The sequence below is a fragment of the uncultured Halovibrio sp. genome (genome assembly GCF_913056445.1).
GTDB lineage: Bacteria > Pseudomonadota > Gammaproteobacteria > Pseudomonadales > Oleiphilaceae > Halospina > Halospina utahensis_B.
In genome coordinates, this window is record NZ_CAJXMA010000006.1 from 20458 (window position 1) to 34065 (window position 13608).

Annotated in this window: 13 protein-coding genes and 1 tRNA gene; 9 read left to right on the top strand and 5 right to left on the bottom strand. The window is 64.6% G+C overall.

The window, feature by feature from the left end; all coding sequences use genetic code 11:
* Nucleotides 1-6 precede the first annotated feature (6 nt).
* The gene (locus QZ501_RS02815) at nt 7-843 is read right to left on the bottom strand and encodes a hypothetical protein (protein WP_295716975.1); all 837 of its coding nucleotides are present in this window, start codon (nt 841-843) and stop codon (nt 7-9) included.
* A gap of 93 nt (nt 844-936) precedes the next feature.
* Here QZ501_RS02815 and QZ501_RS02820 point away from each other — a divergent pair, with 93 nt between their 5' ends.
* Complete coding sequence (locus QZ501_RS02820; RefSeq protein ID WP_295716976.1) at nt 937-2328, top strand: FAD-binding domain-containing protein; 1392 nt, start codon at nt 937-939, stop codon at nt 2326-2328.
* A 15-nt stretch (nt 2329-2343) separates the two neighbouring features.
* On the opposite strand, the gene moeB is transcribed toward QZ501_RS02820, so the two are convergent.
* From moeB to hemA, 4 genes are read right to left on the bottom strand one after another with little or no spacing between them, the layout of a single operon-like run.
* Nucleotides 2344-3096 carry a molybdopterin-synthase adenylyltransferase MoeB gene (gene moeB, locus QZ501_RS02825; protein ID WP_295716979.1) on the bottom strand — a complete coding sequence of 251 codons (753 nt, stop codon included), beginning with the start codon at nt 3094-3096 and terminating at the stop codon, nt 2344-2346.
* A gap of 4 nt (nt 3097-3100) precedes the next feature.
* A complete protein-coding gene (prmC, locus tag QZ501_RS02830; protein ID WP_295716981.1) occupies nt 3101-3949 on the bottom strand; it encodes a peptide chain release factor N(5)-glutamine methyltransferase in 849 nt (282 codons plus the stop codon).
* The gene (prfA, locus tag QZ501_RS02835) at nt 3946-5037 is read right to left on the bottom strand and encodes a peptide chain release factor 1 (RefSeq protein ID WP_095617655.1); all 1092 of its coding nucleotides are present in this window, start codon (nt 5035-5037) and stop codon (nt 3946-3948) included. The genes prmC and prfA overlap by 4 nt, the downstream gene beginning before the upstream one ends.
* Entirely contained in the window at nt 5034-6383 is a 1350-nt protein-coding gene (gene hemA, locus QZ501_RS02840) for a glutamyl-tRNA reductase (protein WP_295716983.1), read from the bottom strand. Before hemA ends, prfA begins: the two co-directional genes overlap by 4 nt.
* Before the next feature lie 144 nt (nt 6384-6527).
* Here hemA and QZ501_RS02845 point away from each other — a divergent pair, with 144 nt between their 5' ends.
* From QZ501_RS02845 to ychF, 8 genes are all read left to right on the top strand, one after another.
* Complete coding sequence (locus QZ501_RS02845; RefSeq protein ID WP_295716985.1) at nt 6528-8336, top strand: tetratricopeptide repeat protein; 1809 nt, start codon at nt 6528-6530, stop codon at nt 8334-8336.
* Nucleotides 8336-8971, top strand: a complete 636-nt coding sequence (gene lolB / locus QZ501_RS02850) for a lipoprotein insertase outer membrane protein LolB (RefSeq protein WP_160898570.1) — start codon at nt 8336-8338, stop codon at nt 8969-8971. Before QZ501_RS02845 ends, lolB begins: the two co-directional genes overlap by 1 nt.
* Nucleotides 8968-9816 (top strand): 4-(cytidine 5'-diphospho)-2-C-methyl-D-erythritol kinase, encoded by an 849-nt coding sequence (gene ispE, locus QZ501_RS02855; protein ID WP_295716988.1) that lies wholly within the window; start codon nt 8968-8970, stop codon nt 9814-9816. The genes lolB and ispE overlap by 4 nt, the downstream gene beginning before the upstream one ends.
* 19 nt (nt 9817-9835) lie before the next feature.
* Nucleotides 9836-9910: transfer RNA gene (locus QZ501_RS02860), tRNA-Gln, on the top strand.
* A 55-nt stretch (nt 9911-9965) separates the two neighbouring features.
* A complete protein-coding gene (locus QZ501_RS02865) occupies nt 9966-10922 on the top strand; it encodes a ribose-phosphate pyrophosphokinase (RefSeq protein WP_151441344.1) in 957 nt (318 codons plus the stop codon).
* Nucleotides 10923-11035: 113 nt separating this feature from the next.
* Nucleotides 11036-11692 carry a 50S ribosomal protein L25/general stress protein Ctc gene (locus QZ501_RS02870; protein ID WP_295716991.1) on the top strand — a complete coding sequence of 219 codons (657 nt, stop codon included), beginning with the start codon at nt 11036-11038 and terminating at the stop codon, nt 11690-11692.
* A gap of 21 nt (nt 11693-11713) precedes the next feature.
* Nucleotides 11714-12304, top strand: coding sequence for an aminoacyl-tRNA hydrolase (pth, locus tag QZ501_RS02875; protein WP_151441346.1), 591 nt, complete (start codon nt 11714-11716; stop codon nt 12302-12304).
* A gap of 38 nt (nt 12305-12342) precedes the next feature.
* Nucleotides 12343-13434 (top strand): redox-regulated ATPase YchF, encoded by a 1092-nt coding sequence (gene ychF / locus QZ501_RS02880; protein WP_295716993.1) that lies wholly within the window; start codon nt 12343-12345, stop codon nt 13432-13434.
* Nucleotides 13435-13608: the final 174 nt, after the last annotated feature.

Consider the following 13608-nt stretch of genomic DNA (forward strand, 5'->3'; position numbering starts at 1 on the left):
TGGCTCCTATCCGAAAATCCGGTCCATGGTGCGCACCAGATGGTTGCGTTCAACCGGTTGGCGCGCCGGTGCCAGGGCCGTACAGGGCCCAGCCTCGGGCGGTGGCGTCGCTTCCACCTTCAGCGACGCGGTGGTCAGGTCCCGCTCGCACCGGATGCTCAGCGTCGGCGTCCAGAGCGAGTGCGCACCGTCCACTCCCGGTTCACTCTGGCGGAACAGGGGCATGATGGGCGCCGGAAAGCTGAAACGGTCCAGCGTCAGGTAGTCGTCGCCCTCATGGCGCAGCCGTACCGCGGACATGGCCCGCCATGGGCGGCGTGGCAGATTGTCCGGCTCCAGGCGGGCCGCGGTAAGGCTGGCATAGCAGAGCTCGCCCTCCATGGTGTCCGCCCCCATCCAGGTCCAGGAGGGCTGGCGTACCGGCACTTCCATCAGCCTGCGGTCCTCGCCCACTATAAGCTGGAGCCAGACCAGGGTACTCATATAGATGGTTGTATCCGTGCCTGGCGGCAGGTGCAGAGGATGGTTGGGGCGTACAATCAGGGGCAGGTCCGCCAGCGCCGGCCGCAGTGCGACGCGGGGAGCCTCATTGCCCCGTGCGAACCGTTCCAGTCCCTCATCATGCTCCGGCAGGGCACTGTCACACCACTGGTGCCAGGCCGTCTCCTCCCGGGCCCCGGGGTGGCGCGCCACACGCACCTGCCACTCATGGGCCAGCAGGGTCACGGAGAGTGTCATGTCACTGAGGCCATTCCGCAGGGTGTCGCCCGGTGAAAGGGGCACAGACTCGCCCCATGCCGCGATGGGACCATCCGTACCAGAGGAGGACTGGGGTTGAGCCATAATGATTCCTGAACTCGGATTGCGGATTACTATAATCCAAAGCGCGCGGTTCAGCGAACAACCCAGCAGTACAGACAATCATACGGGGTGCCCGTGACCGAACTCATCTGGTTCCGCAATGATCTCCGCCTGGGCGACAATCCTGCCCTCACCGCCGCCTGCGCCGGCAATGCCGCCGTGGAAGCCTGCTTCCTGCCCGCACCTGGCCAGTGGGCGGACCATGACTGGTCCCCCAACCGCACCGACCTGCTGCTTCGCAGCCTGGACCAGCTCGGACAGGACCTGGCGGCGCTGGGCATTCCCCTTCACATCCGCTCGATTGACCGCTTTACGGATACCGATACAGAACTTCTGGCGCTGTGCCGGGAGCGTGGCATCACGCGGATCCATGCCAACGAGGAATACGCCTTCAACGAGCGCATCCGGGATCACCGACTGACCGGGGCACTGATCCACCAGGGCATCGCGCTCCACATCTACCGCGACCAGACCGTGGTGCCGGTGGATCAGCTGAAAACCGGCAATGGCACGCCCTACACCGTCTTCACGCCCTATTCCCGGCAGTGGTGGCGCTGGGTGGAAAGTCACCCGCCCCGGCTGTATCCCGCACCGGCAGCCAGAGGCGCGCCCCTGCCTCCCCCCGCGCTCCCTGAGCTGACCGCGTGGCGCAGCGAACACGTGGACTGGCTGGCCGGCGGTGAAGGCGCGGCCCACAGGGCCCTGGAAGGATTCATCGACCAGCGCCTCGGGGCCTATGCGGATCAGCGGAACTACCCGGCAGTTCCGGCCACCAGCCTGATCTCGCCCTACCTGGCGCTGGGCGTGCTCTCGCCCCGCCAGTGCCTGGTCGCGGTGCAGCAGCGAACGGGCGCGGAATCCCCGGCCAGCGCCGCCCACACCTGGCTCAACGAAATCGCCTGGCGGGACTTCTACATCCAGCTGCTCTACCAGTTCCCGCGCCTGTCCCGTCACCAGGCGTTCAAGCCGGAAACGGAGGCCCTGCCCTGGGAGCCAGCGGGCGCCAACCTGGAAGCCTGGAAAGCCGGCCGCACCGGCATCCCCCTGGTGGACGCGGCCATGCGCCAGCTCAACACCACCGGCTGGATGCACAACCGCCTGCGCATGGTCACCGCCATGTTCCTGACCAAGAACCTGTTCGTGGACTGGCGACTGGGCGAGCAATACTTCATGCAGCAGCTGGTGGACGGCTACCTGCCCTCGAACAACGGCGGCTGGCAGTGGAGTGCCTCAACCGGCACGGACGCAGCGCCCTACTTCCGCATCTTCAACCCGGTGACCCAGAGCGAGCGCTTTGACCCGGAGGGCACCTTCATCCGGCACTGGGTGCCGGAAATCGCCCATCTGCAGGGGAAGAAACTGTTCAATCCGAATGGCACGGTTGCGGGTTATCCGGCACCCATTGTGGACCTGAAGCAAAGCCGGCAGCGGGCGATCGAGCGCTTCAAGGCCCTGGGCAAAGGCTGAGGCGCCGCTCCCGGGTCAGTCGCCGCAGATGGGGCAGGCGGGATCCCTGGGAACGCGCATCTCCCGCCACTGCATGCGCCAGGCATCCAGCAGCAGAAGCCGGCCAGTGAGGGACTCGCCCACGCCCGCCAGAAGCTTGATGGCCTCCATGGCCTGGACAGCCCCGATCATGCCCACCAGGGGCCCGATCACGCCGGCCTCGGAACAGCTCAGGGTGGCCTCGCCCACATCCGCGTACAGGCACTGGTAGCAGGGGGCGCCCGTCCGGCCACTGTCAAACACCGCCACCTGGCCCTCGGCGCGGATGGCGGCGCCGGAGACCAGTGGCACGGAGGCGTCCACACAGGCCTGGTTCACGGCGAACCGGGTCTGGAAATTGTCCGTAGCGTCCAGAACCAGGTGGTTGCGGGTCGCAGCGCGGGAAAGCCAGCGCTGTCTGGCGCGGCTCTGGATCGGCTCGACGGTGACCCCCGGGTTCAGGGCCATGGCACGTTCAGCCAGCGCCTCCGCCTTGGAACGACCGATATCCGCCTCGGTGAACGCGATCTGGCGCTGGAGGTTGGCCAGCTCCACGTGATCGTCATCCACGACTTCAATGTGGCCGACTCCGGCGGCCGCCAGATAGAGCACCACCGGGCAGCCCAACCCGCCGGCGCCCACCACCAGGACGCGACTGTGCGCCAGTGACTGCTGGCCGGCCACGTCGAACTCGGGCATCAGGATCTGGCGGCTGTAGCGCTCCAGGTCCCTGTCGCTCAGTGGATCCATACCGTCACTCCTCCCAGCGTCCGCCGCTCACCCGGGGATTACCCGTCAGGTCGCGCTGCATGAAACAGTCCCGGAAGCCCGCTCCCGCGAGCAGCTCCGCCACGGCCTCCGCCTGGTCGTAACCGTGCTCCAGAAGCAGCCAGCCGCCCGGGTTGAGCCGGTCGGGCCCCCGCGCAATCAGTGGCCGGATCACATCCAATCCATCCGCGCCAGCGGCCAACGCCCCCCGGGGTTCATAACGCAGATCCCCCTGGGCGAGATGCGGATCATCCTCAGGGATGTACGGCGGATTGGACACGATCAGGTCCCAGTATTCGCCCTCGAAAGGCGCCAACCCCTCCCCTTCCACGAAGGCCAGGTTCAGCCCAAGGGCCCGGGCATTGGTTGCTGCCACCGCCATGGCCTCACTGGAAGTCTCACTGGCCGTGACCTGCCAGCCTGGGCGCTCCCGGGCCAGCGCCAGGGCCACAGCACCGCTGCCGGTACCCACGTCCAGAACCCGCGCCGACTCCGGCAGCGGGCAGGCCAGCGCTGCCTCCACCAGGGTTTCGGTATCCGGCCTGGGGATCAGGGTATCCGGGGTAACCGTCAGGGGCAGAGACCAGAATTCACGTTCGCCGGTGATGTAGGCCAGGGGCCTGCCACCGGCACGGGCCGCCACCAGGCTGCGGAAGGTCTCGGCATCGTCGTCCCCGACCAGGGCCTCGGGCCAGATGCGGAAACGGCTTGGACTGCAGTCGAGCTGGTGAGCCAGCAACATGCGGGCCTCGCCCCACGCATTGGGAAGGCCGGCGGCTTCAAGGCGGCACGCGCCATCATCCAGCAGCGCGTCGACCCGATCCGCCCCGTTCATGCCGATTCGGCTCCAAGGGCCGCCAGCTGGTCGGCCTGGTGTTCCTGCTGGAGGGCTCCAATGACCTCCCTCAGGTTGCCCTGGATCACCTCGTCCAGCCGGTACAGGGTCAGGTTGATGCGGTGATCGGTCACCCTGCCCTGGGGAAAGTTGTAGGTGCGGATGCGTTCCGAACGATCCCCGCTGCCCACCAGATTGCGCCGGGTATCGGCCTCCTCGGCGGCACGCCGGTCCTGCTCCATCTGCTGGAGGCGGGACTGGAGAAAGCTCATGGCCCGGTCCCGGTTCTTGTGCTGGGAGCGCTCTTCCTGGCACTCGACCACCAGCCCGGTGGGCAGGTGGGTGATACGGATGGCCGAGTCCGTGGTGTTCACGTGCTGACCGCCGGCACCGGAGCTGCGGAAGGTATCCACCCGAAGGTCGTTCTTGTCCAGGGTCACGTCCTCGGGCTCGTCCACCTCGGGAAGCACGGCCACGGTACACGCCGAGGTGTGGATGCGGCCCTGGGATTCGGTCTCGGGCACGCGCTGGACGCGATGACCACCGGATTCAAAACGCAGCTGCCCGTAGACGCCCTCACCTTCCACCAGAGCGATCAATTCCTTGTAGCCGCCATGCTCGCCCGGGCTCTGGCTGAGCACACTCACCCGCCAGCCCTGGTTCTCCGCGTAACGCGAATACATGCGGAACAGGTCACCGGCAAACAGAGCCGCCTCGTCACCGCCGGCACCGGCACGGATCTCCAGGTAGGCATTGTTGCGCTCATTGGGGTCGCGGGGGAGCATCAGGGTCTGCAGGGAGGTCTCGAGCTCTTCCAGCCGCTCGCGCCCACGGCGCAGCTCGTCTTCCGCCATTTCGCGCATGTCCGGGTCACCGTCGTTCTGCAGTGCCTCGGCTTCGGCCATGTTCTCCTTAACCTGCCGGTATTCCCGGTAGGTCTCGACAACCGGCTCGATCTCCGCGTATTCACGGGAAAGGTTACGGAACTGCTTCTGGTCACCAATGGTGGCCGGGTCCGCCAGCAGCGCACTGATCTCCTCGTGGCGCTCCACCAGCTGGTCGAGGCGCCGCGCGATGGATTCCTTCATGATGGGTTCCGGGTGCTGGACTCGGTTGGAGAAACAGACGTGTCCTGGGGTGACCGTTCACCGGCGTCGGCGTCCCCGGTCTCCCCGGAGATGGGCTCCATGCCGTGAAGTTCACGCAGCCAATCGGTCACCTCAACACGCCCTTCGGCGGTGGCCTTGCGAACCTGCACGGTGGGATGGTGCAGGAACTTGTTGGTCAGTGTCCGTGCCATGCTGCGCAGCAGGGTTTCAGGATCACCCCCGGAGGCCAGTGATCGCAGGGCCTTGTCCAGCTCCGCGTCACGCACCGACTCCACCTCGCCACGGAACTGCTTGAGCGTGGCCACGGCATCCAGGGCCCGCAGCTGATACATGAACCCCGAAGCACCCTCCTGCACCAGGTGTTCCGCCTCCTGCGCCGCCCCTTCACGGGAGCGCCGGTTCTCCTCGATCACGCTGTGCAGGTCGTCCACGGTGTAGAGGAAGATGTCATCCAGCTCGCCCACCTCCGGTTCAATGTCCCGGGGTACGGCCAGATCCACCATGAAAATGGGCTTGTGCTTGCGCCGGCGGATCGCATGCTCCACCGCGCCCTTGCCGAGAATGGGCAACTGGCTGCCGGTGGAAGCGATCACGATATCCGCGCCCGGAAGCTCATCCGGCACAGCGGAGAGGGAAACCGCTTTACCCTCAAAACGTGATGCCAGCTGTTCCGCCCGCTCGATGGACCGGTTGGCCACGGTCAGATCCCGGATGCCGGCCTGGGCAAGATGCTGCGCCACCAGCTCCACGGTCTCGCCGGCGCCAATCAGCAGGGCCGACTTGCGCCGCAGGTCGGAAAAGATGTGACGTGACATGGATACTGCCGCGTAAGCCACCGATACCGGGTTCTCACCGATCGCGGTATCCGTGCGCACACGCTTGGCCACCGAGAAGGCATGCTCAAACAGCCGGGAAAGGATGGTGCCCGTGGTACCGGCGGCGTAGGCCTGGTTGTAGGCCTCCTTGAGCTGGCCCAGAACCTGGGGCTCACCCAGCACCATGGAGTCCAGCCCACAGGCAACCCGCATCACATGCTGGGCGGCGTGCTGCTCCTCGTGAACGTAGACGCACTCCTCGAAGCTGGCCGGCTCCACGTCCAGCCAGGCGCCCCACCACTCCACCAGTGCCTGGCGGGTGATGTGCTCGTCGCCGACCACGTAGAACTCGGTGCGGTTGCAGGTGGACATGACCGCGAGCTCATGCACCCCGGGCAGCTGCAGTGCATTCTGCAGCGCCGGTGCCATTTCACTCTCCGGAAAGGACACACGCTCACGCTTTTCCACACTTGCCGTGCGGTGGTTGATGCCCAGGACCCACAACGCCATAGACTGGTATTCAGCCCCCTCTGAATGTACGCTGCCCAGTGTAACGATCGACGGGCCTCAGTGCTACTGATACGCCTGTACGCACTTGGGCGTAGAGGCCGGGCTGTGCCATTATTGGAAGCCTTTCACCGCAGTGGATTAGAGATGCAGAAACTCGCCTGGTTCCATGTCCCCGCCCTTGCACTGACCCTCATCCTCGGGGGCTGCTCCGGCCTGGCCACCGATCCCGGAGAGGGGGACACTTCCCGCGAAGAGCAACCCGCCGACTCCCCTGACAGTGGTACGGATGACACCACAGAGGAATCCGTGGAATCCGCGGTCATGGATTCCGAGGAGATCGAGTACCGGGATTTTCCGCCCGATGTGCTCTTCGCCCTGCTGAGTGCCGAGCTGGCCGCCCAGCGTGGCCGTTACGACGTCACGCTGATGAACTACGCCCAGTCCGCTGCTGATACCCAGGACCCCGCGGTGATCCGCCGGGCCATGCAGATCGCCCAGGCGCTGGATGCCACCAACGCCCAGCGCCAGATCGCCGAGGTCTGGCTCAAGAAGGAACCCAACCACCCCCAGGCCCTGCGCATTGCCGCACTGGCGGAACTGCGCGAAGGCAACCTGGAGCAGGCGCTGTCCTACATGGAAAAGCTCCATCAGCAGGGCGGCGAAGCCCAGTTCGACACCCTTGCCAACCAGGCGCGCGCGCTCCCGGCCGAACAGCAGCAACAGATGCTGGATCTCTACGGGCGGATGCACGAACGCCACCCCGACGCCACCGCCATCACCTACAGCCTGGCACTGCTCAACGACAACACCGGCAACAGCAAGCGTGCCCTGGCGCTGACGGAATCCCTGGTAGCGCAAGAGAGCAACTACCAGCCCGCCGTGACCCTCAAGGGCAAACTGCTCTATGACCTGGATCGGGGCGAGGAGGCAATCGACTACCTGCGCGAGCAGGCCCGGCGCTTCCCGGACAACCGTCGGCTGGGCACCCTCTACGCCCGTGTTCTGGTCAACGAAGGCAAGCTGCAGGCCGCGGAGGACGAATTCGAGGCCCTGATGGATCGGTTCCCCGAAGCCACTGGCCTCAAGCTCTCACGGGCCCTCGTGGCACTGGAGAACGATCACCCCGATACCGCTGAAACACTGCTCAATGAACTCCTGGCGGAAGGGGTTCACACCAACCAGGCTCACTTCTATCTGGGCCGGCTGGCGGACAGGCGCGACAACCCCAACGAAGCGCTGCACCATTACGCCCAGGTGCAGGGCGGCAACCATTTCTTCCAGGCTCTCGCCCGCGCCAGCTACATCCGGGCCGAACAGGGTGAGCTGGAGGCGGTGCGCAGCAACCTGGAGAACCTCCGCTCACGCCTGCCGGGCCAGAGCGCCCGACTGTGGCAGATGGAGATCAACCTCCTGCTGGATCTGGGGGCGCCGGAAAAGGCTCTGGACGTTGCCAGTGATGCCCTCGAACAGACCCCGGACAACACCGAAATCCGCTACACCCGCGCCATGCTGCGCGAGCGCACCGGCGACATCGAGGGCATGGAAGCCGACCTCCGCCAGGTGCTCGAGGCGGAACCGGAGAATGCCGTGGCCATGAATGCGCTCGGCTACACCCTGACAGTGCACACCGAGCGTTATGAAGAGGCGGAAAAGCTCATCATGCAGGCGCTCGAAATGGATCCCGACAACCCGGCCATCCTCGACAGCGCCGGCTGGATCCACTACCACCGGGGCCAGCACGAGAAAGCCCTGGACTATCTGGGCAGGGCCTATGAGCGCCTCCAGGACCCGGAGATCGCCGCTCACCTCGGTCGGGTGCTGTGGGCCGTGGACCGCCGGGAAGAAGCCCGCACCCTGTGGCGCCGCACCCTGGAGGAAACGGACAGCACGGAGGCACTGAAGCCGCTCCTCGACATTCTTGAGGAACTGGACCTCGAACCGGAGACCCTGTAATGAAACAGGCCCAACGCCTGCTCGGCATGGTGGTTCTGGGGGGTCTTCTCCAGGGCTGCATGACCGCGCCGCCGGCGCCAGCCCCTGATGACAGCCTGACCCGCGCACAGCCGGAAGGCTGGCAGGCCCGCCAGGCCGAACTGCGCACGCTCAACCAATGGACACTCCAGGGCAAGGTGGCGGTGCGCCATGAGCAGGGCAACGACTCCGCGTTCATCCGCGAGTGGGTCCAGAACGGTGACCAGTTCCTGATCGAGATGTCCTCCGCCTTCATGGGCATGGGCAGCGTGCGCCTGGAAGGTTCCCCCACCTTCCTCACCATCACGGACTCCGATGGGCAACAGTACCTCTCCGACGACCCGGACGCCCTGATCCGCGAAACCCTGGGCTGGTCGCTGCCGGTGGAAGCCCTGTACATCTGGGTGCGCGGCCTGCCACTGCAGGACAGCCCGGCCGATGTCTTCTTTGATCAACAGGGCCGGATCAGTCATCTGCGCCAACAGGGCTGGGAAATCCATTACAGCAACTATGCCACCCTGGCCGGCGTTGAGGCAGTACCACACAGCCTCACGGCGACGCGTAACGACCTGCGCCTGCGGCTGGTCATCACCCGGTGGACGCCTGAAACCCCATGACCCCCCTGGACCTGCCCGCCCCGGCCAAACTCAACCTCTTCCTGCACATTACCGGGCGCCGGAATGACGGCTATCACGAACTCCAGACCCTGTTCCAGTTCCTGGACCACAGTGACCGGCTGCGGATCACCCCCCGTAATGACGGCCTGATCCGGGTGCATGGCCCGGAGTGGCTGCCGCCCGGTGATAACCTCATCACGCGCGCCGCGGAACGCCTCCGGGCACGCACCGGCACTGGCCTGGGCGCCGAGATCGAACTGACCAAGATCCTGCCCGCCGGCGGTGGTCTGGGCGGCGGCAGCTCCGATGCGGCCACCGCCCTGGTGGGCCTCAACCACCTCTGGGAAACCGGACTGAGCCGGCCACAACTGGCCACCCTGGGTCTGGAGCTGGGGGCCGACGTGCCCGTGTTCATTCATGGTGTTGCCGCCTGGGGCGAAGGCGTGGGCGAACAGCTCACCCCGGTTGTGCCCCCCGAACACTGGTATCTCGTGCTGGTTCCGGAGGTCGAAATCAGTACCGCAAAAATCTTTGGTCATCCCGACTTGACACGGGACACCCCGAAACGCAGAATACGCACCGCTTTTGAGGGTAGCGACGGGTTCCGAAACGACTGCGAACCCATCGTGCGTCAGCTTTACCCGGCCGTGGACCAGGCTCTTGAATGGCTTGGGGAATACGGTGAAGCCCGGCTCACGGGCACAGGGGGTTGCGTTTTCTGTCCTTTCGAGACACAATCCGCAGCCATTGACGCACACGCGGAGAAACCCTCAGGCATCAACGGTTTCATCGCCCAGAGCAGAAACCGGTCTCCACTGTACACGCAACTGGGTGAACTGGATTGATGCCGGATAAACGATCAGATGGGGTGTCGCCAAGTGGTAAGGCAGCGGGTTTTGATCCCGTCATTCGCAGGTTCGAATCCTGCCACCCCAGCCATCTTCCCCCTTCCGAACCGCACGAACGCTCAGACGAACCGCAGAGGGATTCAATCGTGTCCAACCTGATGGTGTTCGCGGGGAATGCCAATCCCCGACTGGCCCGCAATGTCTCAAAACGCCTGAATATCCCGCTCGGTGACGCCACCGTCGCGAAGTTCAGTGATGGCGAAACCACGGTCGAGCTCAACGAGAATGTACGTGGCCGTGACGTCTTCATCCTGCAGTCCACCTGCGCCCCGACCAACGACAACCTGATGGAACTGCTGGTCATGGTGGACGCCCTGCGCCGCGCCTCGGCAGCACGCATCACGGCCGTTGTGCCCTACTTCGGGTACGCGCGCCAGGATCGCCGCCCACGTTCCAGCCGGGTCTCCATCACCGCCAAGCTGGTGGCGGACATGGTCACCAGCGCCGGTATCGACCGCGTTCTGACGGTCGACCTGCACGCGGACCAGATCCAGGGCTTCTTCGACATCCCGGTGGACAACATCTACGCCACGCCGGTGCTGCTGGACGACATTGAGCGCCAGCACATCAACGAGGACTACGTGATCGTTTCCCCGGACGTTGGCGGCGTGGTGCGGGCCCGTGCCATCGCCAAGCTGCTGGACGCGGACCTGGCGATCATCGACAAGCGCCGTCCGCGCGCCAACGACTCCCAGGTCATGCACATCATCGGTGATGTAAAGGACAAGACCTGCATCCTGGTCGACGACATCGTCGACACCGCCGGCACCCTGTGCAAGGCCGCCAACGCCCTCAAGGAGCATGGCGCCAACAGCGTGCGCTCCTACATCGTGCACCCGGTTCTCTCCGGTCCCGCCATCGACAACATCCAGTCCTCGCGCCTGGATGAACTCGTCGTCACGGACACGATTCCGCTGAGTGACAAAGGCGCTCAGTGTGATAAAATCCGCTCCCTCGATATGTCGGGCCTGCTTGCGGAGTCCATCCGCCGGGTCTGCAACGAGGAATCCATCAGCGCCATGTTCGACTACAACATCGAGTGAATCGGTGCCGTGGTCGCGCGGCGTTATTGACTGTTAACCAGCCCCAAGGGCTGATTCGAACCGTCCACGGACCAGAGCCTGGTCGCGGGCCCCGTGGATGCCCAGGAGGAACCATGGCACAAGAATTTGAACTTGAAGCATTCCAGCGCGACGTCAAAGGGAAGGGTGCGAGCCGCCGCCTGCGTCGCGTTGAGCGCAAGATCCCGGCCATCGTCTACGGCGGCGAAGGCAAGGATCCGATGCCGATCACGCTCTGGCACAATGACCTGAAAAAGGCGATCGAGAACGAAGCCTTCTTCACGCATATCATTTCCCTGAGCATCGACGGCAAGAAGGAAGACGTGATCATCAAGGATCTTCAGCGTCATCCCTACAAGCCGATCCTGACCCACGCGGACTTCCAGCGCGTCGAGAAGGGCCACAAGATCAACGTCACGGTCCCGGTCCACTTCCTCAATGAGGAAAGCGCGCCGGCGATCAAGCTTGAGGGCGGTGTCGTCTCCCACGACGCCATGGAAGTCGAAGTGACCTGCCTGCCGGACGATCTGCCCGAGTACCTCGAGGTGGACATGAACGAGGTGGCACTCGAGGAGATCGTGCACCTGTCGGACCTCAAGCTGCCCAAGGGCGTCGAGATCGTTGCCCTGCAGCATGGCGAAGACCACGACCAGCCGGTTGTCTCCGTGCACAAGCCCAAGGGCAAGAAGGCCGAGGAAGCCGGCGGTGGCGGCTCTGCCGACAGCGACGAAGAGGAAGGCGGCGAGGAATAAGCCGCCCGTTCAGGCCCCGCTATGGCATCCGACGTGGTCAGGCTCATTGCCGGGCTCGGCAACCCCGGGCCCAAATACGCCGGAACCCGCCACAACGCCGGGGCCTGGCTTGTGGAGATGCTCGCCCGGGAAGCCGGGCAGCCCCTGCGTGAAGAGCGTAAGTTCCTGGGTTACCACAGCAAGGTGATCTGGCAGGGGCAGGATCTCCACCTGCTTTTCCCCACGACCTACATGAACCACAGCGGCCGTTCCCTGAAGGCGCTGAGTGACTTCTTCCGTATCCCACCCGAATCCATACTGGTTGCCCATGACGAGCTCGACCTGCCCCCCGGCACGGCACGGTTCAAGAAAGGCGGTGGCCATGGTGGCCATAACGGGCTGCGGGACATCATCAGCCATCTGGGCAGCTCGGACTTCCACAGGCTGCGCGTGGGCGTGGGTCATCCCGGCGACAGCAAGCAGGTCATCAACTACGTGCTCAGTAACGCCGGCAAGCGGGAAATGAACGCGATCGAGGCGGCACTGGACGAAACCGTGCGCGCCCTGCCGGACGCCCTCCGGGGAGACTGGAGCACGGCCATGAACCGCCTGCACGCGTTCCGTCACGAGTAACCATCATTCATCACGAACTCCGTTAAGGATCACAGGCTATGGGATTCAAATGCGGCATCGTTGGGCTGCCCAACGTGGGCAAGTCCACGCTTTTCAACGCGCTGACCAGCGCCGGCATCGACGCCGAAAACTTCCCCTTCTGCACCATTGAGCCCAACGCCGGTGTGGTCTCCGTCCCCGACCCGCGTCTCTACCGCATCGCGGAGATCGTCAAGCCGGAGAAGACGATTCCCACGACCATGGAATTCGTCGACATCGCGGGTCTGGTCTCCGGCGCTTCCAAGGGTGAAGGACTGGGCAACCAGTTCCTGGCCAACATCCGCGAGACCGAAGCCATTGCCCACGTGGTGCGGTGCTTTGAGGACGAAGACATCATGCACGTCTCCAACAGCATCGACCCGGCATCGGACATCGAAGTGATCAACACCGAGCTGGCACTGGCGGATCTGGCGACCATCGAGAACACCACCAAGAAGACAGAGCGCGCCGCCAAGGGTGGCGACAAGACCGCCAAGGCCCAGCTGGAACTCTTCGAGCGCATCAAGCCGGTACTCAACGAGGGCGATCCGGTACGCTCCATGGATCTGTCCGAGGACGACCAGGCGCTGATCCGCGAACTGCACCTGCTCACGGCCAAACCCACCGTCTACATCGCCAACGTCAACGAGGACGGCTTCCAGGACAACCCGCACCTTGATGCGGTGAACGCCATTGCTGAACGCGAAGGCGCCGGGGTGGTCGCCATCTGCAACAAGATCGAGTCCGAGATTGCCGAGCTTGAGGATGAGGAAAAGACCGAATTCCTCTCGGAGATGGGCATGGAGGAACCGGGCCTGGACCGCGTGATCCGCGCCGGATACAACCTGCTCGGCCTGGAGACCTACTTCACCGCCGGTCCCAAGGAAGTCCGCGCCTGGACCTTCCCCACCGGCTCCACGGCGCCCCAGGCCGCCGGCGTGATCCACACCGACTTCGAGCGTGGCTTCATCCGGGCCGAGGTTGTCAGCTACGACGACTTCATCGCCTACAACGGCGAGCACGGTGCCAAGGAAGCCGGCAAATGGCGGCTGGAGGGCAAGGAGTACATCGTCCAGGATGGTGATGTCATCCACTTCCGCTTTAACGTCTAGCCCCGTCCACCGGGTCTGACAGCATACTCGCTGTCAGACCCGGTAAACGCCCCCCTGCCAGTCAGCCTTTTCTTTTCCGCCATTCCTTGCATTCCCCATCGCTATAAGCTTGATTTGGCAGAGACATTGCTTATGCAGATGCACTAGCATGAACGCTCGCACACAAGCCATCCG

Bases quoted from the DNA above. Each gene is read 5' to 3' on its own strand.
- QZ501_RS02815 (WP_295716975.1), bottom strand. From the start codon at position 843: ATGGCTCAACCCCAGTCCTCCTCTGGTACGGATGGTCCCATCGCGGCA.
- moeB (WP_295716979.1), bottom strand. From the start codon at position 3,096: ATGGATCCACTGAGCGACAGGGACCTGGAGCGCTACAGCCGCCAGATC.
- prmC (WP_295716981.1), bottom strand. From the start codon at position 3,949: ATGAACGGGGCGGATCGGGTCGACGCGCTGCTGGATGATGGCGCGTGC.
- prfA (WP_095617655.1), bottom strand. From the start codon at position 5,037: ATGAAGGAATCCATCGCGCGGCGCCTCGACCAGCTGGTGGAGCGCCAC.
- hemA (WP_295716983.1), bottom strand. From the start codon at position 6,383: ATGGCGTTGTGGGTCCTGGGCATCAACCACCGCACGGCAAGTGTGGAA.
- QZ501_RS02845 (WP_295716985.1), top strand. From the start codon at position 6,528: ATGCAGAAACTCGCCTGGTTCCATGTCCCCGCCCTTGCACTGACCCTC.
- lolB (WP_160898570.1), top strand. From the start codon at position 8,336: ATGAAACAGGCCCAACGCCTGCTCGGCATGGTGGTTCTGGGGGGTCTT.
- ispE (WP_295716988.1), top strand. From the start codon at position 8,968: ATGACCCCCCTGGACCTGCCCGCCCCGGCCAAACTCAACCTCTTCCTG.
- QZ501_RS02870 (WP_295716991.1), top strand. From the start codon at position 11,036: ATGGCACAAGAATTTGAACTTGAAGCATTCCAGCGCGACGTCAAAGGG.
- pth (WP_151441346.1), top strand. From the start codon at position 11,714: ATGGCATCCGACGTGGTCAGGCTCATTGCCGGGCTCGGCAACCCCGGG.
- ychF (WP_295716993.1), top strand. From the start codon at position 12,343: ATGGGATTCAAATGCGGCATCGTTGGGCTGCCCAACGTGGGCAAGTCC.